24 protein-coding genes and 1 riboswitch are annotated in these 25,125 nt (G+C 44.4%); of the genes, 12 read left to right on the top strand and 12 right to left on the bottom strand.

Annotated features, from left to right (window positions below; translation table 11 throughout):
- The 3 genes from ABR397_RS18855 to purD all read left to right on the top strand — a co-directional run.
- A partial coding sequence (locus ABR397_RS18855) for a hypothetical protein (RefSeq protein ID WP_350307078.1) occupies window positions 1-265 on the top strand: 265 nt, incomplete at its 5' end.
- A 114-nt stretch (window positions 266-379) separates the two neighbouring features.
- Entirely contained in the window at window positions 380-1,969 is a 1,590-nt protein-coding gene (gene purH, locus ABR397_RS18860) for a bifunctional phosphoribosylaminoimidazolecarboxamide formyltransferase/IMP cyclohydrolase (RefSeq protein ID WP_350307079.1), read from the top strand.
- A gap of 21 nt (window positions 1,970-1,990) precedes the next feature.
- Window positions 1,991-3,274 carry a phosphoribosylamine--glycine ligase gene (gene purD, locus ABR397_RS18865; RefSeq protein WP_350307080.1) on the top strand — a complete coding sequence of 428 codons (1,284 nt, stop codon included), beginning with the start codon at window positions 1,991-1,993 and terminating at the stop codon, window positions 3,272-3,274.
- 18 nt (window positions 3,275-3,292) lie between these two features.
- On the opposite strand, the gene ABR397_RS18870 is transcribed toward purD, so the two are convergent.
- The 6 genes from ABR397_RS18870 to nudC form a co-directional block, all read right to left on the bottom strand.
- The gene (locus ABR397_RS18870; RefSeq protein ID WP_350307081.1) at window positions 3,293-3,934 is read right to left on the bottom strand and encodes a DUF1481 domain-containing protein; all 642 of its coding nucleotides are present in this window, start codon (window positions 3,932-3,934) and stop codon (window positions 3,293-3,295) included.
- Between the two features lie 65 nt (window positions 3,935-3,999).
- The gene (hupA, locus tag ABR397_RS18875) at window positions 4,000-4,272 is read right to left on the bottom strand and encodes a nucleoid-associated protein HU-alpha (protein WP_021322843.1); all 273 of its coding nucleotides are present in this window, start codon (window positions 4,270-4,272) and stop codon (window positions 4,000-4,002) included.
- A 186-nt stretch (window positions 4,273-4,458) separates the two neighbouring features.
- Window positions 4,459-5,049 carry a YjaG family protein gene (locus tag ABR397_RS18880; RefSeq protein WP_350307082.1) on the bottom strand — a complete coding sequence of 197 codons (591 nt, stop codon included), beginning with the start codon at window positions 5,047-5,049 and terminating at the stop codon, window positions 4,459-4,461.
- 77 nt (window positions 5,050-5,126) lie between these two features.
- Window positions 5,127-5,795: a deoxyribonuclease V gene (nfi, locus tag ABR397_RS18885; protein ID WP_350307083.1), complete on the bottom strand. Its 669-nt coding sequence runs from the start codon at window positions 5,793-5,795 to the stop codon at window positions 5,127-5,129.
- 4 nt (window positions 5,796-5,799) lie between these two features.
- A complete protein-coding gene (gene hemE / locus ABR397_RS18890) occupies window positions 5,800-6,864 on the bottom strand; it encodes a uroporphyrinogen decarboxylase (protein WP_350307084.1) in 1,065 nt (354 codons plus the stop codon).
- Between the two features lie 108 nt (window positions 6,865-6,972).
- The gene (nudC, locus tag ABR397_RS18895; RefSeq protein WP_350307104.1) at window positions 6,973-7,740 is read right to left on the bottom strand and encodes an NAD(+) diphosphatase; all 768 of its coding nucleotides are present in this window, start codon (window positions 7,738-7,740) and stop codon (window positions 6,973-6,975) included.
- A 160-nt stretch (window positions 7,741-7,900) separates the two neighbouring features.
- Here nudC and ABR397_RS18900 point away from each other — a divergent pair, with 160 nt between their 5' ends.
- From ABR397_RS18900 to ABR397_RS18935, 8 genes are all read left to right on the top strand, one after another.
- Window positions 7,901-8,563 (top strand): HAD family hydrolase, encoded by a 663-nt coding sequence (locus ABR397_RS18900; protein WP_350307085.1) that lies wholly within the window; start codon window positions 7,901-7,903, stop codon window positions 8,561-8,563.
- A 55-nt stretch (window positions 8,564-8,618) separates the two neighbouring features.
- Window positions 8,619-8,744: riboswitch (TPP riboswitch) on the top strand.
- Between the two features lie 104 nt (window positions 8,745-8,848).
- Entirely contained in the window at window positions 8,849-10,777 is a 1,929-nt protein-coding gene (gene thiC / locus ABR397_RS18905; protein WP_350307086.1) for a phosphomethylpyrimidine synthase ThiC, read from the top strand.
- Window positions 10,770-11,408, top strand: a complete 639-nt coding sequence (gene thiE / locus ABR397_RS18910; RefSeq protein WP_350307087.1) for a thiamine phosphate synthase — start codon at window positions 10,770-10,772, stop codon at window positions 11,406-11,408. The genes thiC and thiE overlap by 8 nt, the downstream gene beginning before the upstream one ends.
- 22 nt (window positions 11,409-11,430) lie before the next feature.
- Window positions 11,431-12,180, top strand: a complete 750-nt coding sequence (locus tag ABR397_RS18915) for a HesA/MoeB/ThiF family protein (RefSeq protein WP_350307088.1) — start codon at window positions 11,431-11,433, stop codon at window positions 12,178-12,180.
- Window positions 12,177-12,377 carry a sulfur carrier protein ThiS gene (thiS, locus tag ABR397_RS18920; RefSeq protein ID WP_350307089.1) on the top strand — a complete coding sequence of 67 codons (201 nt, stop codon included), beginning with the start codon at window positions 12,177-12,179 and terminating at the stop codon, window positions 12,375-12,377. The genes ABR397_RS18915 and thiS overlap by 4 nt, the downstream gene beginning before the upstream one ends.
- Window position 12,378: 1 nt before the next feature.
- The gene (locus ABR397_RS18925) at window positions 12,379-13,146 is read left to right on the top strand and encodes a thiazole synthase (RefSeq protein ID WP_350307090.1); all 768 of its coding nucleotides are present in this window, start codon (window positions 12,379-12,381) and stop codon (window positions 13,144-13,146) included.
- A complete protein-coding gene (gene thiH, locus ABR397_RS18930) occupies window positions 13,146-14,285 on the top strand; it encodes a 2-iminoacetate synthase ThiH (RefSeq protein ID WP_350307091.1) in 1,140 nt (379 codons plus the stop codon). Before ABR397_RS18925 ends, thiH begins: the two co-directional genes overlap by 1 nt.
- Before the next feature lie 513 nt (window positions 14,286-14,798).
- A complete protein-coding gene (locus tag ABR397_RS18935) occupies window positions 14,799-15,272 on the top strand; it encodes a carbohydrate binding domain-containing protein (protein WP_350307092.1) in 474 nt (157 codons plus the stop codon).
- A gap of 94 nt (window positions 15,273-15,366) precedes the next feature.
- Here the strand turns inward: ABR397_RS18935 and ABR397_RS18940 are convergent, their stop codons facing one another.
- From ABR397_RS18940 to ABR397_RS18960, 5 genes are read right to left on the bottom strand one after another with little or no spacing between them, the layout of a single operon-like run.
- The gene (locus ABR397_RS18940; RefSeq protein WP_350307093.1) at window positions 15,367-15,948 is read right to left on the bottom strand and encodes a DUF1349 domain-containing protein; all 582 of its coding nucleotides are present in this window, start codon (window positions 15,946-15,948) and stop codon (window positions 15,367-15,369) included.
- 14 nt (window positions 15,949-15,962) lie between these two features.
- Complete coding sequence (locus ABR397_RS18945) at window positions 15,963-17,114, bottom strand: MFS transporter (RefSeq protein WP_350307094.1); 1,152 nt, start codon at window positions 17,112-17,114, stop codon at window positions 15,963-15,965.
- Window positions 17,115-17,174: 60 nt separating this feature from the next.
- Window positions 17,175-17,807, bottom strand: coding sequence for an HAD family hydrolase (locus ABR397_RS18950; RefSeq protein ID WP_350307095.1), 633 nt, complete (start codon window positions 17,805-17,807; stop codon window positions 17,175-17,177).
- A 13-nt stretch (window positions 17,808-17,820) separates the two neighbouring features.
- Window positions 17,821-18,882 (bottom strand): zinc-dependent alcohol dehydrogenase, encoded by a 1,062-nt coding sequence (locus tag ABR397_RS18955; protein WP_350307096.1) that lies wholly within the window; start codon window positions 18,880-18,882, stop codon window positions 17,821-17,823.
- On the bottom strand, window positions 18,882-20,132 hold the full coding sequence (locus tag ABR397_RS18960) for a class-III pyridoxal-phosphate-dependent aminotransferase (protein WP_407072890.1): 1,251 nt from the start codon (window positions 20,130-20,132) through the stop codon (window positions 18,882-18,884). Before ABR397_RS18960 ends, ABR397_RS18955 begins: the two co-directional genes overlap by 1 nt.
- Window positions 20,133-20,861: 729 nt before the next feature.
- On the opposite strand from ABR397_RS18960, the gene ABR397_RS18965 reads away from it, so the two are divergent.
- Window positions 20,862-22,058, top strand: a complete 1,197-nt coding sequence (locus tag ABR397_RS18965) for a multidrug effflux MFS transporter (RefSeq protein WP_350307098.1) — start codon at window positions 20,862-20,864, stop codon at window positions 22,056-22,058.
- Between the two features lie 64 nt (window positions 22,059-22,122).
- Here ABR397_RS18965 and malT read toward each other — a convergent pair whose 3' ends face one another.
- Entirely contained in the window at window positions 22,123-24,837 is a 2,715-nt protein-coding gene (malT, locus tag ABR397_RS18970; protein WP_350307099.1) for an HTH-type transcriptional regulator MalT, read from the bottom strand.
- Window positions 24,838-25,125 lie beyond the last annotated feature (288 nt).

The following is a 25,125-nucleotide window of genomic DNA, read 5'->3' on the forward strand; positions in this document are numbered from 1 at the left end:
GTCAAGCGCTTATTTGCTTTGCTCTGCCTGGCCTCACACGCTTTGTCAGCGTTGTGTCGGTCAGTGGTGGCGCATTATAGGGTGTTCTTCGCCGCTGGCAATAATTATTTTAAAGAAAATTGATCGTTTGATTAATCCCACAGCAAAACCCCACTTTATACTCATTTATCAACAGACTTATCCACAAATGGTTAGTTGGGTTAAAATTTATCGAGCATCACGCAAACGTTTTCGTTACAATTCGGTGGCTAAAATCATTGCATGATTTTAGCTGACTGTTCTGAAATGTTATTGCAGTGCCCATTTTTCATGTCCTGATACATAGTGGGTTCTTCCCAATAACATGTTATTGCCTTATAAAATCCAAGGGACCAAACCAATGCAACAGCTTCGCCCAATCCGTCGTGCCCTGCTTAGTGTTTCCGATAAATCAGGGATTGTTGAATTTGCAAAAGCCTTATCTCAACGCGGTGTTGAATTACTTTCTACTGGCGGCACAGCCCATTTACTAGCTGACTCTGGTCTGAAGGTTACTGAAGTTTCAGATTACACCGGCTTTCCTGAAATGATGGATGGGCGCGTTAAAACCCTGCATCCCAAAGTGCATGGCGGAATCCTTGGTCGCCGCGGGCAAGATGATGAGATTATGGAACAACACCAAATTTCACCAATTGATATGGTAGTTGTAAATCTATATCCATTCGCACAAACCGTTGCTAAACCAGATTGCACTTTGGAAGATGCTGTTGAAAACATTGATATCGGTGGACCAACAATGGTTCGCTCTGCTGCTAAGAACCACAAAGATGTCGCGATCGTGGTTAATAGTCATGATTATGAAAAAATCATTGAAGAGATGGATAACAATCAAGGTTCACTGACACAATCGACCCGTTTTGATTTAGCAATTAAGGCATTTGAACACACTGCTGCTTATGACAGTATGATTGCTAACTATTTTGGCAAACTGGTTCCGCCTTATTACGGTGACGTCACTCAACCATCAGGGCGTTTCCCTCGTACCCTGAATCTAAATTTCACTAAAAAGCAGGATATGCGTTATGGCGAGAACAGTCATCAGGACGCCGCTTTCTATATAGAAGAGAATATCTCTGAAGCGTCCATCGCAACGGCAACGCAATTACAAGGTAAAGCGCTTTCCTATAATAACATTGCTGATACAGATGCAGCTTTGGAATGTGTTAAGGAATTCTCAGAGCCTGCATGTGTTATCGTTAAGCACGCTAACCCATGCGGCGTAGCAATAGGTAAAGATATTCACGAAGCCTATGATCGCGCATTCAAAACAGACCCTACTTCAGCTTTCGGCGGTATTATCGCGTTCAACCGCGAACTTGATACTAAAACTGCACAAGCCATTATCGATCGCCAATTCGTTGAGGTAATTATCGCCCCTTCAATAAATGAAGATGCATTACCCATTTTGGCTACCAAGCAAAATGTCCGTGTTTTGGTCAGTGGCAAATGGGAAACCCGCGTTGCTGGTCTTGATTTCAAACGTGTTAATGGCGGCCTGCTGGTCCAAGATCGCGATCTTGGCATGGTAACTACAGATAGCTTACGTGTAGTTTCCAAACGTCAACCCACGGAACAAGAAATGAAAGATGCCCTGTTCTGTTGGAAAGTCGCTAAGTTTGTCAAATCAAATGCAATTGTTTATGCAAAAAATGATATGACCATCGGTATCGGTGCAGGCCAAATGAGCCGCGTCTATTCTGCTAAAATTGCTGGAATTAAAGCCGCCGACGAAGGTTTGGAGGTTCAGGGGTGTGCAATGGCTTCTGACGCATTTTTCCCATTCCGTGACGGCATTGATGCGGCAGCAGCTGCCGGCGTGAGCTGTGTTATCCAACCAGGCGGTTCTATCCGTGATGACGAAATCATTGCAGCGGCTGATGAACATGGTCTCGCCATGATTTTTACTAGCATGCGCCATTTCCGCCACTAATCAATAGCAGGAGTAAACTGAATGAATATTTTAATTATTGGTAGCGGTGGACGCGAGCACGCTCTGGCATGGAAAGCAGCCCAGTCTCCTTTGGCTGATAAAGTCTATGTTGCTCCAGGAAATGCAGGAACCGCTCTGGAAAGCAATCTGGAAAATATTGATATCTCAGCGACAGATATCAATAGCCTGTTAGCATTTGCACAAAGCCATAATATCGGGCTGACTATCGTTGGCCCTGAAGCGCCATTGGTCATTGGCATTGTCGATGCATTCCAAAAAGCGGGGTTGACTATCTTTGGTCCAACTCAGGCAGCCGCTCAATTAGAAGGCTCAAAAGCATTCACCAAAGATTTTCTGGCTCGCCATCAAATCCCAACGGCGGCTTATCAGAATTTTACAGAAATCGAACCGGCTCTCGCCTATCTGGATACAGTCGGCACACCTATTGTCATAAAAGCTGACGGGTTGGCTGCGGGTAAAGGTGTAATTGTTGCGATGACACAGGAAGAAGCCCAGTCCGCGATAAAAGATATGCTGGCCGGAAATGCATTTGGTGATGCAGGCCATCGGATTGTTATTGAAGAGTTTTTAACTGGCGAAGAAGCGAGCTTTATCGTTATGGTCGATGGCAAGAATGTCGTTCCTATGGCAACCAGCCAGGATCATAAGCGCGTAGGTGATGGTGACACCGGCCCGAACACTGGGGGAATGGGGGCCTATTCACCCGCTCCGGTCGTCACCGATGCAATCCACCAGCGTATTATGGAAGAAATTATTTATCCTACAGTTAATGGTATGGCTGCTGAAGATCATGTCTATACCGGTTTTCTTTATGCCGGGTTGATGATCAACCAGAATGGCGAACCAAAAGTGATTGAATTTAACTGTCGCTTTGGCGATCCGGAAACTCAACCAATCATGATGCGTATGCGTTCCGATTTAGTTGAACTTTGTCTAGCCGGTGCAAAAGGCGAGCTTACTGGTAAAACTTCTGATTGGGACGAACGCCCTGCTCTGGGTATAGTGCTGGCTGCCGGCGGATATCCTGCTGATTATCACACAGGGGATATTATTCATGGCTTGTCCCAACAAGAAAATGAAAGCATCAAGGTTTTTCATGCAGGTACAGCGCTGAAAGACGGTGATGTTATTACCGCAGGTGGGCGTGTTCTATGTGTTACCGCTTTGGGAAAAAACATTGCCGACGCACAGAAAAACAGTTACCAGCAAGCAGAGGAGATTGAATGGAGTGGCTGTTTTTACCGCAAAGATATTGGATACCGGGCAATTAACCGGCTGAAGTAATCACAAAACTGGCGGAGGTCAGAGGCTGTCCTTCGTCGGTTCCCAACGGCAGAAGTCGTTATTGGCTACCAGCAGTAATTCGCGGCCAGCCGAAGCTTCCAACCAGGCAATGGTTAATTGACCGTAGCTTCTTTTTTCTCGCTGTTCAAGCCATGACCTCGCGTAGGGTTCAAACTCGACGGAAATCGTGTCACCCGCACAAGTAGTGACTTTGCCGTTATGCCAATGTCCTTGCATCAAACGCACATTTCCCACGATCAGCGCATCACTTAACTCAAGAGCCCGTTTAGCGTCAAACTGCATGCGAACAATATCATCACTGGAAAGTGGTTCACGCCGCATTTTCGACTGTTTTTGCATAAAAATCACATCACCGGATTTATCTAAACGAAGTTGTTCAGCCAATGGATTTTCATCATTCAGAATTTCACGACGAACTTGGCGTAAATCACCCTGTTTATATTCATAAAAAGTCACGATGGTATTGCCGTTACGGTAAGGGCTGTAAACACTCATTAGAACCAGAGGCTTACTATTTTGATCGTTGAGGCGCCACAAGCGGACAACGCCATTATCTGCGATGAATCCACTTGCACTAAAAGAAGGTTCTTTTGGTTGATTGGTACAGGCGCTGAGCGCGAAGACGAATCCTAGTGTCATCAGCCCCTGACGAACCAACAAAAGGGGAGAGATACCCCTTCTATTTTTTCTTTTTTGCAATGAAATTATTTAACTGCGTCTTTCAATGCCTTCCCAGCAGAGAAAGCAGGTACATTCGCAGCAGCGATTGTAATTTCTTTACCGGTTTGAGGGTTACGGCCAGTACGCTCTGCGCGATGGTTAACTTTGAAAGTACCAAAGCCCACCAATTGTACTGAATCACCTTCTTTCAGGGATTCAGTAATTGCATTCAAAGTTGATTCCAGAGCCGCTTTCGCCTGAGCTTTGGTCAGGTCTGCGCTTTCTGCGATTGCATCAACTAATTCAGTCTTATTCATAGATTATCCTTACAGTGTGTTTATCGTTTGCAAAGCATCGAGTGCGACGGATATGCCGAATGACAGCACCCCTGCATACACGCACCGATAGCCACTTCTTTTCACCCCCCAAATGTAGAACAGAGTGGGGGCAAAAGTGAAGCCTTTGAACATGGCATTTAAAGCATTAAATCACGTTTTTTCACTTTACTGCGTTAAATTTATGCCAATGTTGCTAATTCCTGACTCCCGGAGGTCAGCTTTCAATCCTTTAATCAACTCAATATCCCGCTCTTCACAGCCGGCCAATAAGCGATAAATTTCCCATTGAATGTCCCACTCTTGTTCAATGGCAGGTAATACTTTTAATTCTTCATCGGTCATTTCTTTCCCGGCGTGGGTCATTTCAAGCATAGCAACGGTGCGAATTGAAATTTCACTCACTGCAATTGTATGCTCCAATGTCTCACCACTCAGACGGGCATGGAGTACTTCCCCTAATGCAATACACGCATCAATTGCCGGGTACACACCGTAAATATCATAATCATCGGCTGACGGAATGATCTGTTCCAACTTTTCCAGCTGATTATCAAAATTAACCTTGGCATCTTTTACCACTAATATTTCCCACACCAAATCCAAGATACGGCGGTAAAGAGCAGGGTCCGCGAACGCTGTCTGACGACAGAACATTTGGTAATTTGGATACATCCGTTCGCATAAACTCGCCATGAAAGTCAGATGCTGCCAGCTTTCAAGTTTTTCCAACCGTAAATGTATCGGGTTTCGTAACATTAGTTCTTACTCATTAATGCATAATTTGCTTCGCAGTTTACCTGAAATTCAAGAAGATCCACACGCTTACACCGAATTTAAGGATTTTTCTGCATCATTTGTTCAAAAAACACCCTATTTGAGGCGATACCATCCGCCCAACGGGTAGTTTCAGGTAGACGATAACCTCTCACACAACGCTCTACCCATAGCAATGCACTATCAAGACTGATTCTGTGTCCTGTAGAAATATATAATGGATTACAACGTTTTTTACTTCGCCATACCCAACCAATTTGTTCCTCTTTATCAATCAAAGGCTGGCAACTGCCGGGTTGCTCACCCAATAGTTCACTTTCACCACATAAACGACGTTTTGCCACGCCAATCGTCGGTACATTCGCCAATAAACCAAAATGGCTAGCAACACCTAAACGACGTGGATGAGCAATACCATGACCATCCACCATGACCAGATCAGGTGTGTGTTTCAGCAACTGCCAAGCAGCCATCAATGCAGGGTATTCACGAAAAGAGAGTAAACCAGGGATATAAGGAAGTGTAGTTTCAATTCGGGCTATCTGATACTCCACCAGCTCAAGGGCAGGATAAGAGAGAACAGCAATAGCTGCGCGGGTAACCGTTCCCTGCTGTTCAAAGCCCACATCAGCCCCTGCAATCAATTTTGGTGAAGAAAAATCATCATAATGGATGACGTGTTGAGCCTTTTCTATTTGTTCCTGACGTAATGCTTTCGTGTTAATCATATTTTTACTGATGATATTTAGCTGAAAGTTTATGTACCGCTTCAACAAATACACCAGCATGTTCCGGAGATACATCTTGATGGATACCATGACCAAGGTTAAAAACATGACCAGAACCCACACCAAAACCTTCCAAAATTGTCGAAACTTCCTGCTCAATCCGCTCTGGAGCGGCATATAACATAGATGGATCCATGTTGCCCTGCAAAGCCACTTTATTCCCTACACGATGGCGTGCATCAGCAATATCTGTCGTCCAGTCCAAACCAAGGGCATCACAACCCGTTTCAGCCATTACTTCCAGCCACTGCCCACCACCTTTGGTAAACAATGTTACCGGCACACGGCGACCTTCATTTTCACGGATCAGGCCATCAACAATTTTGTGCATATAACGCAGGGAAAACTCGCGATAATCTCGCCCCGTCAGCACGCCTCCCCAAGTATCAAAAATCATCACGGACTGAGCACCCGCTTTAATCTGGGCATTAAGGTAAAGGGTAACGCTGTCTGCCAGTTTATCCAGCAATAAGTGCATGACAGCGGGCTCGGCATACATCATTTTTTTAATTTTAGTAAATGCCTTACTACTACCGCCTTCCACCATATAAGTCGCTAGTGTCCACGGGCTACCGGAAAAGCCAATCAAAGGAACCTGACCCGCCAGTGCTTTACGAATTGTACGCACTGCATCCATCACATAACCCAGCTCCATTTCAGGATCAGGAACCGGCAGTTTTTCTACATCAGCACGATTCAAAATAGGGGATTTAAAACACGGGCCTTCTCCTGCCTCAAAATAGAGTCCCAACCCCATTGCATCAGGAATAGTGAGAATATCGGAGAAGAGAATCGCCGCATCCAATGGATAACGCCGTAAAGGCTGTAAGGTGACTTCGCAAGCAAGTTCAGTGTTCTTACACAGAGAGATAAAATCACCTGCCTCGGTACGGGTAGCCTTATATTCCGGCAAATAACGACCAGCCTGACGCATCATCCATACAGGTGTAACATCAACGGGTTGGCGTAGTAAAGCTCGCAAATAGCGGTCGTTTTTCAATTCATTCATAACAGACTCCATTTATTTATTGGCCGCAATATTATCTGGCTGCAATGATTTACTGCCATTGTAACATGACAGACAAATCTCTCCCGTTGAATCGCGCCAAACAGAACATTACGCATTTCGGCATAAAGCAACCGTGTCTTCAATCAATCGGCGGGCTATCGTATTGGCTGGCGGGATCAATGGCAGTTGATCATAGCGATACCAGTCTGCGCTAATCAGCTCTTTCGGATCATGACGGATTTCACCACTGTCATAATCAGCCAAAAATGCCATCATCAATGAATGGGGAAAAGGCCACGGCTGAGAAGCCACATAACGTAAGTTGCAGATTTTAATATTACTCTCTTCCATGACTTCACGGGAGACCGCTTCTTCAAGTGTTTCACCGACTTCAACAAATCCCGCCAGTACTGTGTATATCCCTCCACGATGCTGTTGATGCTGCGCCAGCAGAATCTGATCATTGCGACGAATACCGACAATAATGCAAGGCGCAATCTGAGGATAATAACGTTCATGACAGTGATGGCACAAACAAGCCCATTCACTGACACTATGATACATTTCACTACCGCAATAACCACAATATCGATGAGAGCGATAAAACTCCGCCAACTGCATTCCACGGCCAGCTAACTGAAACAGCCCACTATCACTTGAAATAATTTGCCGCAGCGAAACCATATCTGAAGTCATTTTCTGACAAATAAGCCAAACTTTCTCACCCTGCCATTCACCAATAGGCCACGCTATTTTTCCTTGCAATGACCATTGGACAGCAATTCCAAAAGGTAATTCCCCTTCCGGGAGCCAAATACGATTTTCATAGCTGATAATCCACCAGCCACGTTCTGTTCCTGTAATTTGTTGTTGCATCATCACTATGACATCTTAAATTATTTTAATATGTGTATAAATCATACGCTTTTTCATCAGAAAAAGAGTGTCTTATTGTTATATGTTGTATTGCCTGACCAGGCAATGGCAGGCATGATTCTCAGCTATCAATGTGCTTTGACCTGAGGAACATAACATCATGCCACAACTGCTTGCAGTGTTTGATCTGGACGACACCTTAATCTCCGGTGATTCCAGCGCTATATGGACAGAATTCTTATGGGAAAAAGGCATAATTACTGATCCCAGTTTTATCGCAGCAGACAAAAAAATGGCGGCTGATTACAGCGCAGGTATGCTGAATATGAATGACTATCTGGCATTTAGCCTGCAAACATTACATCAGGTTCCGCTAGAGCAGATTGATGTCTGGCTCACCGAATTTATTAAAGAGAAAATCAGACCACGGTTTTATCCACAAGCCAAAGCTCTGCTTGAAGAGTATCAACAGCAACAGGTTCCAGTCATGATTATCTCTGCTACCGTCTCTTTTATTGTGAAAAAGATTGCTGCCGAATTTGGTATTCACACTGCGCTGGGCATTGATATGGTAATAGAAAACGGCTGTTATACCGGCAAAATAGACGGTATTGCCACTTTTCGGGAAGGTAAAGTAAAACGAATGAAACAGTGGTTGGAGCAACAAAACAGTTATCCTGAAACTATCCGTTTTTATAGTGATTCGATTAATGATCTGCCGATGTGTCAGTTTGCCGATGAGGTGATTACCGTCAATGCCGATACCCATTTGCAAGCTCAAGCAGAACAACATAGCTGGAAACAGCTAACATGGTCATTGTAAATACTTTCATTTATCAAGGGTTGTAGTTTTCATAATCCCTTCTATACTAATGTGTACTTTCTTGTCGGAGTGCCTAGCGTAAGCTGTTTTATCGCAGCATACACAGGCTGAGACCGTTAATTCGGGATCCGCGGAACCTGATCGGGTTAAGACCCGCGAAGGGAACAAGAGTAATCAACCGCTGTCGGCTCACCAAGTTTTCTAAGAGTCCATTCAGCCATCAATTATTACTCCCTGCGAGCTCCAGACAAGCAACTTTCCCAATAACACAGTTAGGAATTTGCTATGTCTAATAATACTGTTATCCCTGCAACTGATATTTCGCCAAAACCCAGCCCGGCACGTCCACGTAAAGCTCAACGCGAGGCCGCTCAGGAGTTTATTAATTCTATTCAGGGAGTTTCATTCCCTAACTCACGACGAATTTATCTCCAAGGTTCACGTGACGATATCCAAGTCCCAATGCGGGAAATTCAGTTATCACCCACTTTGATCGGTGGAACCAAAGAAGAACCGCAATATGAGGAAAACGAAGCTATTCCTGTTTACGATACTTCCGGCGCTTATAGCGATCCTGATTCCATGCTAGATGTGCATGTTGGGTTAACTAAACTGCGCCAGCACTGGATCGATGAACGCCAAGATACTGAACCTGTTACCACCCTTAGCTCTGATTTTACTCAGCAACGTCTGGCGGATGCTGGCCTCGATCATTTACGTTTCAATAACCGCCCTCATCCATTAAAAGCCGGTAAAGGCAAGCGCGTGACTCAATTGCACTATGCCCGTAAAGGCATCATCACGCCGGAAATGGAATTTATCGCGCTGCGGGAAAATATGGGGCGCGAACGTATCTGCGGTGATGTGCTACGCCAACAACATGCCGGGCAAGGCTTCGGCGCTCAGTTGCCAGAAAATATCACACCAGAATTTGTCCGCCAGGAGATCGCTGCTGGCCGGGCGATTATTCCTGCCAATATCAATCATCCTGAATCAGAACCCATGATTATTGGTCGTAATTTTCTGGTGAAGGTTAACGCCAATATCGGTAACTCTTCAGTGACCTCTTCTATTGAAGAGGAAGTAGAAAAGCTAATCTGGTCTACCCGTTGGGGAGCAGATACAGTAATGGATCTCTCCACTGGCCGTTATATCCACGAAACCCGCGAATGGATCTTGCGTAACAGCCCGGTTCCTATCGGTACCGTCCCCATTTATCAGGCACTGGAAAAAGTCAATGGCGTAGCGGAAAACCTCACCTGGGAAATGTTCCGTGATACCTTGCTGGAACAAGCAGAGCAAGGGGTGGATTACTTCACTATTCACGCAGGCGTTCTGCTGCGCTATGTACCGATGACAGCCAAACGCCTGACCGGGATTGTCTCCCGCGGTGGCTCAATTATGGCGAAATGGTGCTTATCTCATCATCAGGAAAACTTCCTCTACCAACATTTTCGCGAGATTTGTGAAATCTGTGCCGCTTATGATGTTTCCCTGTCATTAGGGGATGGCCTGCGCCCCGGCTCTATTCAAGATGCCAATGATGAAGCCCAATTTGCAGAACTACACACATTAGGCGAATTGACCAAAATTGCCTGGGAATATGATGTTCAGGTGATGATCGAAGGCCCCGGACACGTTCCAATGCAGATGATTCGTCGCAATATGACAGAAGAATTGGAACACTGTCATGAAGCCCCTTTCTATACTCTTGGGCCACTGACGACAGATATTGCGCCAGGTTATGACCATTTCACTTCAGGCATTGGTGCAGCAATGATTGGCTGGTTTGGCTGCGCCATGCTCTGTTATGTGACGCCGAAAGAACATCTTGGTCTGCCAAACAAAGATGATGTTAAGCAAGGACTGATAACCTACAAGATTGCTGCTCATGCCGCCGATCTCGCCAAAGGTCATCCAGGCGCACAAATCCGTGATAACGCTATGTCAAAAGCAAGATTTGAATTTCGTTGGGAAGATCAATTTAATCTGGCGCTCGATCCAGAGACCGCACGAGCCTATCATGACGAAACTCTGCCACAAGCCTCCGGTAAAATTGCTCATTTCTGTTCTATGTGCGGACCTAAATTCTGCTCAATGAAGATCTCTCAGGAAGTACGCGATTATGCCGCCGGTATGGAACAGATGTCAGAAGAATTTCGCGCCCGCGGCAGCGAGCTGTATCACAGTGCGGAGGGCGTATCTCATGAGTAATCTGCCTAATGCCTCATTTGCCCCGACTGAACATAGATTGGGGCTATATCCGGTCGTGGATTCGCTGGAATGGATTTCCCGCCTGTTAAAGACAGGAATTACCACTATCCAGTTACGAATCAAAGACCTGCCAGAAGATCAGATCGAGGGCGAAATTAAGCAGGCCATCATGCTGGGCCGCCAATATAACGCTCGTTTATTTATTAACGATTACTGGCGACTGGCGATCAAACATGGCGCTTACGGTGTTCATCTGGGGCAGGAAGATTTAGATAACGCCGATCTGAATGCAATTCAAAAAGCCGGATTACGGTTAGGCATTTCCACTCACAATGAACAAGAATTGGCACGGGCAAAATCTTTACGTCCATCTTATATCGCCCTCGGCCATATTTTCCCGACGACTACCAAAGCAATGCCCTCTTCTCCACAAGGGCTGGAAGCACTAAAACGACAGGTAGAAAACACACCGGATTACCCTACTGTCGCTATCGGAGGCATCTCTCTCGAACGTGTACCGGATGTTATTGCTACGGGAGTTGGCAGTGTAGCGCTGGTTAGTGCGATTACCAAAGCAAAGGATTGGCGTCAGGCAACGGCGCAGTTGATTCATTTGGTTGAAGGCATTTAGTTGACGGTATTGAGAGGTTCTTATGTTGAATGATCAAGAATTTATGCGTTACAGCCGACAACTGTTGCTGGAAGATATCGGCCCTGAGGGGCAGGAAAAACTGAAAACCAGCCGTGTACTGATTGTCGGTCTAGGAGGGCTGGGTGCCCCTGCGTCTCTCTATCTCGCTGCGGCGGGTGTGGGAACAATTTATCTCGCTGATGATGACCAACTGCACATCTCCAATTTACAACGGCAAATCCTTTACCGCACAGAGGATATCCCTTCGGCAAAAGCTGAACTTGCAGCTAATCAACTCAATGCCCTTAATCCACTGGTAAAAATAACTGTTCTTAATAAACGTCAAGACGTGGAATCGCTGAAAAAAATCGTAAAACAGGTCGATCTGGTTCTTGATTGCTGTGACAACATAGCAACCCGCCATGCTATCAATGCGGCTTGTGTCGCAACACGAAAACCCTTAATCAGCGGCAGTGCCGTTGGGTTCAGCGGTCAGCTTATGGTGCTTGAACCCCCTTATCCTCACGGCTGCTATACCTGCCTCTACCCTGATCAGGAAGAACCACAGCGCAATTGCCGAACTGCGGGTGTATTAGGTCCGGTCGTCGGCGTCATCGGCACATTGCAGGCATTGGAAGCCATCAAAATGTTAAGCGGACTTCCCTCTCCGTTGAGCGGCAAACTTCGTCTATTTGATGGTAAGCAGCAAAGCTGGAGCACGCTACAGCTCAGTCAATCGCAGCAATGCCCGATCTGCGGAGATATGGCATGAAAATTACTATAAATGGCCAGTTGATGGAGCTTACCGCTCCTCTGGCTCTACAGCAATTACTAGAACAACTTGAACGAGCGCAACCGGGGACTGCATTGGCCATTAATCAAACCATTATTCCGCGTTCGAACTGGAGTACGCACCAAGTTAATGACGGGGACAATATCCTTTTGTTTCAGGCTATTGCCGGAGGTTGATATGTTAAAGATCGCTGATACTACTTTTAATTCCCGTTTGTTTACTGGTACAGGCAAATTCGCTAATTCAGATTTAATGATTCAGGCTATAGCGGCCTCAGGCAGTCAGCTTGTCACGATGGCGATGAAACGCATTGATTTGCAGGGAGGTAATGACGCCATTCTGGCGCCATTACAAAGACTTAGCGTCAAATTGCTGCCAAATACGTCTGGAGCCAAAACCGCAGAAGAGGCTCTGTTCGCGGCCCGTCTGGCCCGTGAAGCATTGGCAACAAACTGGATCAAACTGGAGATCCATCCTGATGTGAAATATTTGCTGCCCGATCCAGTCGAAACGCTCAAAGGCGCTGAAATGCTGGTCAAAGACGGATTTGTCGTTCTGCCTTATTGCAGTGCGGATCCTGTTTTGTGTAAACGTCTGGAAGAAGTGGGCTGCGCGGCAGTCATGCCTTTGGGCGCGCCGATTGGCTCTAATCAGGGGCTGCTAACGCGGGATTTCCTGCAAATTATTATTGAGCAAGCACAGGTGCCGGTGGTTGTCGATGCGGGCATCGGCGCACCAAGCCATGCACTGGAAGCAATTGAACTGGGTGCTGATGCCGTATTGGTCAATACCGCTATTGCCGTCGCGCGTAACCCAGTAAAAATGGCACAGGCATTCAGAATGGCAATTGGAGCAGGTGAATTATCCCATCAGGCTGGCCTGGCAAGTCCAAAACAACATGCTGTTGCATCCAGTCCATTGACTGATTTTCTGGGAACGTTCTAATGGCTAATCATCTTTTAAACAACAGTTTTGGTTATCACTGGCGGCAACTGGGTTGGGATGACATTACTCTTCGTATTAACAGCAAAACTTCGCAGGATGTCGAACGGGCATTGAGCAGCAATAAATTAAATCTGGATGATTTTATGGCGCTGCTCTCACCAGCGGCGAAACCCTATATAGAACCGCTGGCGCAACGGGCACAGAAATTGACTCGTCAACGCTTCGGTAATACCGTTGGTTTTTATGTACCGCTTTATCTCTCGAATTTGTGCGCCAATGATTGCACCTATTGTGGATTCTCAATGAGTAACCACATCAAGCGCAAGACACTAAATAAAGATGAAATTATTGCAGAATGTCAGGCGATTAAAACTCTGGGTTTTGACAATCTGCTATTAGTCACGGGGGAGCATCAGAGTAAAGTAGGTATGGATTATTTCCGCCGTTATCTGCCACTTATCCGTAAACATTTCAGTTCCATAATGATGGAAGTCCAGCCAATGACTCAGGAAGAATATTCAGAACTCAAAACGTTGGGGCTGGATGGTGTGATGGTTTATCAAGAAACCTATCATGAGCCAACTTATCGACTGCATCATCTACGAGGTAAAAAACAAGATTTTCACTGGCGACTAGAAACACCGGATCGCCTTGGCCGGGCAAAAATCGATAAAATTGGTTTGGGAGCATTAATTGGCCTATCCAATCACTGGCGGACAGATTGTTATATGGTGGCTGAACATTTATTCTTTTTACAACGCACATATTGGCAAAGCCGTTATTCAATTTCATTCCCACGTTTGCGGCCTTGTGCCGGAGGTATTGAACCTGCATCATTAATGAGTGAAGCAGAACTGGTACAACTGATTTGTGCTTTTCGTCTGTTTGCGCCAGATGTAGAACTTTCTATTTCTACTCGGGAATCTCCATTCTTTCGCGATCACGTAATACCACTGGCAATCAATAATGTCAGCGCAGGTTCAAAAACCCAACCCGGAGGTTACGCAGACAATAGCCACGAAGAATTAGAACAATTTATTCCGCATGATAACCGTTCCGTTTATCAGGTCGCGGATGTATTGACTAAAGCAGGGTTACAACCTGTCTGGAAAGATTGGGATAGTTATTTAGGTCGATAACTTTTCAGGTTTATAGTAAGGAAAGGACTCCTATCTAATAACCCCTAATTAATCGTCTATGACTTCTTTTTTATCAAGTAATTTATTAAATCTTCAGAATATTTAATAAATTAAATAACCGGACAGAGAAAAAATTAATACAATTAAAGATTATTAATTTTTTAATCTAATTTCCCATATATTAAATTCCTTTAGATGCCTAGCTACAAGCCATTCGAAAAATAGACAACAAAAATCTGACCTATCTTAGAGGATTGTTCAGCAACGTTGAATGCAAGGAGCGAATAAATTTCCACCGACAATGAAGGAAAGAAAGAGACTATATACACTGTATATATTGAAACTTACACGCATTTATCTTATTTTTTTATTAATTGATACAATAAATTACAAATCTCCATCAATAAAAAATACGATTGAGTATTCTCCTGTCATTGATAAAGTGCTCACCGAAAAACAAAGCACTTAAGAAAAGTTAAATTTATTTCTATCTATTTAAAAAGGACTAAATATATGAACGTACAAGAAATCCTAAATAACGAAGATTATTCTGGTAATAAGAAAAACTCTCATAAAGAACTGGTTAACGGTTCATTCGAAGAGGGATATAACGGCTGGAGAATCCCAGTTCCTGAAACAGTAAAAATCTTATCCGAGAATGGAATTAACTTTATCAGAATCCAAAGCGTTACGGGTTCTGGCGTCATTGATCAAATTATAGAAGGATTAGAGCCTAACACTAAATATAAACTGACTGGTACCGCTCGCTTATCAGCAGAATCATCACCAGCTTATTTTGGTTTACAAAATCGCACATCAGGCCCGGATTCTTTTGCTGTAAGCAGCACCGATTTTACAACAGGTTCTATCGAATTAAGTACAGATGAAGAAGGACTTTTACGCGTTTACTTGCTGAAAGATCAAATTGGCCCCAGACCAAGTGGAGCAACCGCTGACTTTACTGGTTTTATTTTAGAAAAAGTTTAAGGCATCTAACCTTGATACATAACACCCGAAGCATATTGCTTCGGGTGTTTTACAGCCTGTTTTAATTAGCATAATTATCCGAAAACAATTCTGGCTAACTTAAATCATGCAATGGTTTTTTTATTGGCGGCGTCAATTGGAAATCAGAAAACCGCACCTGTAATCCGTGCCGTTCTGGAGAACAACACATTGCACCAACAAAGACAGGTTGTTTATCTTCAAAAAAAGGAGATAACCTCAACAATGGCCACCGAAAACCATCAGTGGAATATTGCAGTCTTAAATATCCCTCTTCACGAGTCAAACGTAACCAAAATTTACTAGAATCACCCGGAAATACGCCCATAGACCAATCAGAATGATGACGTGTCAGCACACTACCAATCGAGGCATGACCATCAGAATATTCAACTCCTCCTTTCAACCAATGTTTTTCATCCACCAATAGCATAATTCCAGCTTGATCGTATAAATGCTCAAAACATCCTTCAATACAGAGTTGAAAGGTAAAATTATCCTCAACATAACGCCCAAAAACATGACCACTATGACGTTGAAAACCATACCATGTTTGTTGCCAAAAATCGGTTTTATGATCTGTAGTGACATTAAGCCAGTCACTTCCAGCTTGCCAATCAGATGGTTCATTCAGCCAATCATATTGTGACAAACTCATAGGAGCTCCCTCTATTATCTTCCGCTTGGATTAATAAATTTATATCCTGCAAGTAAGGAAACAGAGAGTAAAGCAACACAAGCAAAAGCACCATGTAATGTCACAACATGTGCTAATCCTCCGATAATTGCAGGCCCAAGTAATATCCCTGAATATCCCATTGTAGAAACCGCCGCAACTGCCAGCGAGTCAGGCATAATTTTCTGTTGACCGGAAGCAGTAAAAAGCATGGGTGCTATATTAGAGAGACCTGCGCCAATCATCAGGAAGGAAAGTCCTAATATTATTGCTGTTGATGCTGAGTAAATAAGGATAAATCCAGAGGTCGCTAATAAGGCACTACTGATAAAAACCCGCCGGTGCCCATAAAGGGCAATAATCTTATCCCCCAAAAAGCGACCAGATGTCATCGCAATAGCAAAAAGAGTGTAACCGATTCCAGCCTGATGACTGCTGATATTATGTACACTGGTTAATAATATACCGCTCCAATCCAGCATTGAGCCTTCCATGATATAGGCAACAAAACAGAGAAAGCCCAGTAAAACAACAACTCCACGGGGAACAGCAAAAAACGGCGTACTACCCGATTCTGCTTCATTTAACAACCCACTCCATGCAGGCAGCAGCAACAAGATAATAAGTAGCGCCACCATGATCATCACCTGAAAAGGTGATATTCCTAGAGACAATAATGCACTGACCGAGCCTGCGCCAGCTATTCCCCCCAAACTGAATAACGCGTGAAAGCCAGACATGATCGGCCGCTGAGCCATTTTTTCTACCATAACAGCGTGGATATTTACTACAACATCCATCGCGCCAATACCTGCACCAAAGATAAATAAAACGCAGGCCAGTGTCAGTGGTGTAGGTAATACGCTGAGACCCGGCAACATAACCAGCACTAACAGGGCACATAAAGTGAAAACTTGCCGGCATCCAAAACGTGCGGCCAACATTCCTGCCATCGGCATCATGATGAAAGAGCCAATACCGAACGCCAGCATCAGAAGCCCCATCGCGCCATTATCAAGTTGTAGCCGTTCTTTCGCTAAAGGAATGAGGGGAGCCCAACTTGCAAGACTAAAGCCGGCAATAAAAAAAGCGACGCGCGTCGCCATGATGGGTTGTTTTACCAAAGAAACCATATTCAGATCAGACAACGCATACTCCTTCTATATAAATAAAAATGCCCTCCGATATAACTAACGGAGGGCATTAAACTATGCAAAATTAATCCTAGAAAATTGCGGAATATCTGTCAGCGCTCCGATAATGCGGGTGGCCTGTTGATACTGTTCTGCAACGGATAACGCATGAGGCCAGGCATACACATAGGGAATACCTGCCTGTGTTGCTGCTGTAATCCCCAAATCTGTATCTTCAATTACCAATGTTTGATGAACATCCATAGACTTCAATTCCAACATGGCAAGATAGGGATCGGGATTCGGTTTCGTTCTTACAACATCGTCACCAGAGATCAAAGCTGGGCTTTCGCTCAATCCCAATAATCCAATATTAGCCAAACACACTTCACGCGGCGCAGTAGAGACAAAACCAAAAGGGATGCTGTGCTGTTGTAAAGCCACTATCAGCCCGGCAATCCCTGGGCGAAGGTAACTTTGAGACAGCTTATCTTTGTAAACAGAGACAATTTTAGCCGTGATCTCTTGCTGCTGTTGAGCTGGAACCCCAATATAATCCAGCGTCTCCTCCAGACTCAGACCGATAAGTTGCTGCGGTTGTACATGATGTGTGTAATCAGGGGCCAACGCACAAAGAACATCAAAGTGCAATTGCTCACTATCGACAATGACCCCATCAATATCAAAAATCACATTAAATTTGTCCATGTGAAAAATTCCATTACTTGAGATCGGAAATGCGGATCAGCACTTTACAATTTGGCGTATAGAGCGGTTTTTGGGTTTTACCCGCAATATCGCAACCCACAGTGAGAAAAGCCTGCAAGTAATCATTAAAATCAAAGATCTGACTGACCAGACGACCCGCCGGAATCACACCATCCCGGATCATAGTATAAGCACGTTCAAAACTGTTATTCAGAGAGTCAATAGAACCAATGACTGAAAGACTCTTATCCGCAATCTTAAGAAGATCAAGGTTGGCATGTTTATCTTTAAGCGCAACATTCAGCAATTTTCCGCCAGGAGCCAGATGTTCGAAAATGTACTCGGTTAACTGACCGGTAGTATCTACACATAGATCGATAAGTGCCGATTTATCGCCATATTTCTGCGTTAAAGCCTCATCAAAATCAGTATACAGCTCACATTCCGGCGGCAGATTTTCTCTGGCAAACTGAACACGACTCTCGTTTTTCTCGACCATGAAAGCCTCGACGCCTCTGGCATGTAAAGCCCAAATATAGAGCATACCCATTGGACCTGCGCCAGCCACTGCTGCACGAATATTAGTATGAGTGATACCCAGCTTATCGACCCCAGTCAATGTACAACTAAGCGGCTCGGTCAGTGATGCCTCTTCCATGCTGACATGATCATCCAGTTTTATCAGTGAACTCTCTTTAGCCAGATACTGCTCAGCAAATGCTCCGTCATAAGAAACCCCAGCTTCGGTTCCCAATTTTTTTTCACAATGATTTGGGCTTCCTGTCTGACACATCCGACAATGCCCACAGGAATAAGTAGGGTTGACCACCACGCGGTCACCCACGTGAAAACGCGTAACACTTCTTCCTATTTGAGTGACAACACCCGTCGTTTCATGACCAAGAGTCGTCCCCGGAATCGCAACAGGGTAAGAACCCGTGATAATCCCAACATCCGTACCACAGACACCACAAACCGCAATATCAACCACCACATCATCAGACTCAACACAATGTAACGGTTCAACATCCCGGATTTGAACATCCCATATCTGATTAAATTTAAGTGCTTTCATTATGCGACCTCCTTGTTATCCAGCATATCTAAAGTCAGATCCGCAAAAGTCAGATCCAATTTATGCAAAATCTCGCTTAAATGTTCCTTAGTGCAAATTAATGGAGGGCGAACTTTGAGTGCACGGCCTTTCCCATAACGAGAACCCCGGATGATCAAATGATGACTGTTCGCAGTTGCAATCGCTTTTGCAGCAAATTCCGGTGATGGCGTATCAAAACCAAACATGTAACCGACGCCTCTGACACCGGTAATTTCTGGATATTTACGCTGTAATGCTAATAAGCCATTACACAAATAAGCTTCGTTGCTCTGCACATTCTCTAGAACATGTTCATCTTCGATAATATCGATAATTTCGTTGAGAGCTGTGAGTGAAAGAGGGTTAGCGCCTGATGTGCTGGAATGTTCGAAAGACTCTAATACATCCAATGAGCTACGCATCAATACACCACCGGTAGGAATACCTATGCCACCAGCGCCTTTCGCGAAAACAATAATATCTGGTTCTAATTCTTTGGCGTAACCGGTTGATGCGAAGAATGTTCCTGTGCGTCCAAATCCTGTCTGCACTTCATCTGCAATAATGATAATGTCATGTTTATGACAGATATCTCTAATCTTACGGTAAAAATCAACAGGGAAAACGATATTTCCACCATTTCCTTGAATAGGCTCAATGATGAGGCAGGCAATATTGTCATTTGATCCCAATTGAATAAATTGTTCCAGATCAAAATACTGATTTTGTTCTGTACCCGGTTCCAATTCAGACATGACGCTGGCAGGAGTCGGCACTTTTAAAGAGCCATCAATATTGACATGAAAATCTTTAATTCTAAAAGCATTACCCGAAATTTGCGCTGTAGCTAAAGACTGACCATGATGAGCCAGAAAGAAAGAGATAACCCCTGACCGCCCTGTTGCTTTTTGAGCAATACGAATGGCACATTCAACCGCCCCGGAACCGGAAACATCCCGCAACCATATTCTATTAATTCCTTCAGGAGTATGTTTAACCAATTTATTCAGAATATATTGCGACATTTCATGAGTATAAGCTGAACTCAAATGTGTACATCTATCGATCTGCTGTTTTAATTTTTCTGCTATTCTGCGATTAGTGTACCCCAGTGGGAGGTTAAATGTTCCCGAAGCCGCGTCAATATACTTTTCACCATCTATTTCTAAATAAGGACCATTACCAACAAAGCGAGAAAGCATATCTTCAAATCGTTTTCCATTTTCCATCATTTTATTACCTTAATTAACCATTTCTAACTATAAGAAAGCACAATAATCTTTAACAGGTAAGAGAATATTTACTAAAAATTAATTCAGATCAACAAAAAACCAATAAAAACCACAAAAACATTTAAAAAATTAAAGTATTTTGTATAAAATATATTATTATTTTGAATGTATTGTTAATTACATACAGAACTGCTAGTAAATATGGCTAATACAGGTAATTCTGTTTAAAATCCTGTAGAACTGTTCAACAATCTTGCAACTCTACCTCAAACAATAACCATGAGAGTATTTGTATAGCCTATAACTACTTACTTTATAATAAGTAACCATCTTGATTATTTCTGATTTGTCAGAAAGGATATGCTTTTTTTATTGAGAATGAGTTACCAAAGAAATGAAAAAATAAAGTAACTATTTATTAATGAAATAATTTCAAATAGAACACTTTAGAATAGAGGCTGCTAATAATCTGACATACCTTAAAAAGTGCTAAAACAACCTAGTCGGTTTACACAGTTAAGCCGCTCGTATAAAGTTCAGGTTTGAAAAAGCAGTAAAGAGTTCGGTTGCGCACGATATTTAAATAAACCTATCGCTAGTTTGAAATAACCCGCTAATAGGATCTCCGGCATACACAAAATCTTTAATTATGCTGGAAACTCAATACCACTGTGCCTATTTACTAATGAAACCATCACAATTTGTTGAAATACCAAAAGAATAAATATGCGAAATTACATTTTTCTGTTACTTAGTTTGGTGCTTTTCGGACCACTGGGTATCGATCTGTTTTTACCTACAATTCCCGCCATTGCTGAAGATTTTCAAGTTAATAATGAGGTCATTCAGTCGACTATCTCTTTATTTCTGCTCATCATGGGACTGGGGCAATTAATCGCCGGACCATTGGTGGACAAATTTGGCCGTCGACCGGTTGCCTTAATAGGGATCATTTTGTACATCATTGGTTCGATGATCGCAGCACTTTCAACCCATTCCGAAGTTTTTGTCGCGGCACGGATCATTCAAGGATGTGCTGTTTGCTGTACCAGTGTCGTCTGCATCAGCGGTGTACGCGACCGCCTGAATGGTGACGAGGCAGCGAAAGCCTACGGTTTTCTTAACAGTACACTGAATATTGTTCCTGCTCTCGCCCCATTACTCGGTGGTCTTTTGGCTGAAATGTTTAGCTGGCGGGCGCCATTCTGGTTCTTGGTCTGCTACGCGGTTATTGTGCTGTTTATCATTGCCATTTGGCTGCCAGAAACGCGCCCCGCAAACACTAAACCCATTCATGGATTGCCGCTGAAACAGTATTATCAGATTCTCAGCAATGCCCGGTTTATGCATTTTGCACTGGTTAACGCTGGCATCATGGCAATAATGATTACTTATGTTTCATTTGCACCAACTGTGTTAATGACCGAAGGCCATATTTCACCACTGGTATTTTCATTGATTTTTGGCGGCAACGGGCTCTGGACAATGATCGCCTTCCTGCTCGCCAATAAAGTCCTTCATCAAACGGGCCGCCCTTTCTGCTTGCTGTTTGGGACAATTCTGATGGCGCTTGGCTGCCTATCATTGTTCTCAGGCATACATCTGCTACCAAACATAGCCAGCCAACACTGGCTAAGTTATATGTTACCGGTTGCCTTCGCTTGTGCAGGTTTAGCGTTTGTTATGGGGCCCGCTACCAGTTATGCTCTGGAACCTTATTCTGAAGAAGCAGGCGTCGCTTCCGCATTGATAGGGTTCGTCCAGATGGCTGTTGGCTCTATTATCTCTCTGGGCGCTATGACGTTACCATTTCCACCCAAACAATCATTGATGCTGGTGATGCTACTAGGTACCGTGCTAACCCTGTCAGCACACTTACTCAGTCGCAACCTGAAAGGACGGATTGTCTCGTTAAAATCTTAAAATCTGTCACGCAAAGCCATCGTTCAGTATCACTGATCAGGACAATGGCTTTGCTCACTGGAAGTCACACACCCAACCCCATCATCTGCATCAGTTGCTGTGCCTGCTGAATCGCCTCCTGGCGATTTGCAATCCCTAGTTTCTGATACAAATTCCGGATATGAGTCTTAATAGTTGTAGTTGCTACATCCAGCTCTGCGGCAATCTGATCATTGCTGTAGCCTGAATAAATCAATCCCAGCACCTGCCACTCACGCTGCGTCAGTGGACTATTGCGAATAAGCTCCGGAACATCGGAATGTGTCAGCAACTGTGTAACGAAACTCTCATCAAAATGGGCGAATTTATGACGATGTTGACGGTTGATATCACGTAAAATGCGCTGTGCCCGGTGCAGCTCCAGTTCAGACAAAGTATTCAGCTGGATAAGCTGACGCAGCTGTTGAGCCATCAACTCACCTTCAATCACAAAATGGCTGATAAATCCTGTGCGGTTAGCCAGAGCCAATGCTTCAATAAGCGCATTCTGCGCTTCGCTTTTACGTCCTATATGCCAGTAAAGCAAATTACATAACAATAGATTACGGTTCAGATCGCTTATTAATTGCAATTCTCTCGCATGTTGATTCAGCATATCCAAAATAGATTCCGCCTCATCATACAGGCCGAGAAGAATCTGAGCGCGGGCGATATTACGCCACTGGCCCTGATTAAAATGATTATCGACGCTGTCTGGTCGCTCGGTCTGCGCCAACCATCGAACAGCCGCGCTTTTCTCTTCCATATTCTGCCAAATGATGACTCTCAGTTTGTCAGTATTGGTTCGCCAGTCTCTGTGATATTGCCCATTATTCAATAAGTTTTCACAACGGGCCAAATAACGGCGGGCATTATCAATATCTCCCCTGGTCAACGAACATTTAGCCAACTGCGTCAGGCACTGCAACTGCTGCTGAGGCTGGAAGTTCGACAACACCTCCAAGCCACGACGCGCAGCCTCTTCTGCTTCATCAAGACGGGACCAGCACCACAAAAGCTGTGAACGGATACGCAAAAGGAATTCATGCATCGGAAGCTGCTCCAGATGCTGCGCACGGATCAATTCAAACGCCTTGTTCTGCGTTTCATAGGCGATCTGCAAATACCCTTGGGCCAGTAAAATCTCGCTTTGCTGCAACAATGCCCACAACGCATAGTGATGAACCTGGAAACGGCGCGCAAGCTGCTCGGTTTGTTGCATCCGCATCAATGCATCAGCCAGCGCGCCTTTACAATGTAAGACTTCACCTTCCACTGACGTTGCGACAATACGACTGTATTCATTCTGCGGCAACAGCGCCGCCAGAGCCTTCTTCGCCAGCTTATCAGCTATCTCCGGCTTGCCGCTGTTCATAGCGACTTGAGCCCGTAAAGCATCAAACTCAGCCAGTAAATCCGGCTCAATAGCAATTTGTTTCTGTTGCAATGCCTGTTCTGCCTGACTCAACAGTGTATTTACCTCTGAGTAGCGATGCTGACTCTGGGCCAGCCAAGCCTGAAGCAGTACCAGATGTGGACTCTCCAACAGTTGTTCATAAGGCAGCGCATTCATACATTCTTCCAGCAGAGATAGCTCGCTGTGATTAAATAACGACCAAGCATACTGCAACAAAATATCGCGTAACATGGTGGTATCGCCCGCCGCTAAGGCATGATGAATAGCCTCGCCCGGATACCCTTGAACCAACCAGCCTTCTGCGGCGGCACGATGCAATTCAGGCAATTGCAACGCCATTTCCCACTGACAGCGCTGACGTAAAAATGAGGCAAAAAGTGGATGAAAGCGGAACCATTCGCCAGAATCATCCATACGCTGGATAAACAACCCCTGGCGCTCGGTTTCTTCAAGACGCTGTTGACCATTCTCTTCGCCGGTAAGACAAACGATCAAACCATCATTCATAGAGCGCAAAATAGAACTGCGCAACAAAAATTCACGGGTTGACTTATCCACCTGATTCAATACTTCATCCACCAAATAGTCGGAAAGATGGCTGGCGTTAATTCCCGATAAGCGTTTAGCCGACAGTTCAGCGGCATCACACGACTGCCGCGCTGAAAGCGCAATCAGCTGAAGCGCCGTTGCCCAGCCAGCCACTTCGTTGCACAGGCGTTTACAATCGTCGGCGTCAAGCGAGGGGGTCAAACGCTTGTCAAAAAATTGCTGGGTTTCCTGGTGATCAAAAGCCAGTTGCTGACTATCAATTTCCAGCAATTGCTCACGCACACGCAGATTGGCAACCCCAAGAGAAGGTAGATTGCGTGATAAAATGGTTAAAGTAAGATTCTCAGGCTGGTGACGCAGGAAAAACCGCATAGCCTCATGAATAATGTTATTCATAATCAGGTGATAATCATCAATCACTAGGAAAATCGGTCGTCGCCATTCATTGAGTTCAATAAACAGTTGAGCAAAGAGCGCGGGTAAATTGGCATATTGGTGTTTTTGGGCCAACACTTCACTTTTGGCGCAATGCCCCTGCGTGGCCTGCTGCAACGCCGCGATAAGATAGCTGGCGAAACGCTCCGGCTGATTGTCGCTTTCATCCAAAGAATACCATCCCAGATTATCTTGCCCGGCCGCCCACTGAGATACCAATGTAGTTTTACCGTAACCAGCAGGGCTGGTTATCAGAACAAGACGATAGTTAGACGACTCATTCAGTCTGATCAACAGGCGTTTACGCCAAACCGTATTATTCAGACGAACAGGACGACTCAGTTTTGATGGGATAAGCATTGATTTCCGTGCCCATAAGAAGCGATAAATAAAACCTGCGCCGGAACCCTATGTGATGTTATTAGATAATTTATATCACGGCCCGTAATAATGTCATTAATAAGCCCAACCAAATTTAGTGAAATACACAGCCTTTGCAAACCTGTTTGCGAACCTCATTGTATTAAGTTGCGCACCCTATCACATTCTTGAACAGCAAATTCCATTTTCCATCGATAAATTATGGAAGCTGCCCGCAAACCATTCCATCAATCTCCAGGAAAAAATGAACTTAATAAATCGAAAATG

Source organism: Photorhabdus viridis (genome assembly GCF_040256935.1).
Lineage (GTDB): Bacteria > Pseudomonadota > Gammaproteobacteria > Enterobacterales > Enterobacteriaceae > Photorhabdus > Photorhabdus viridis.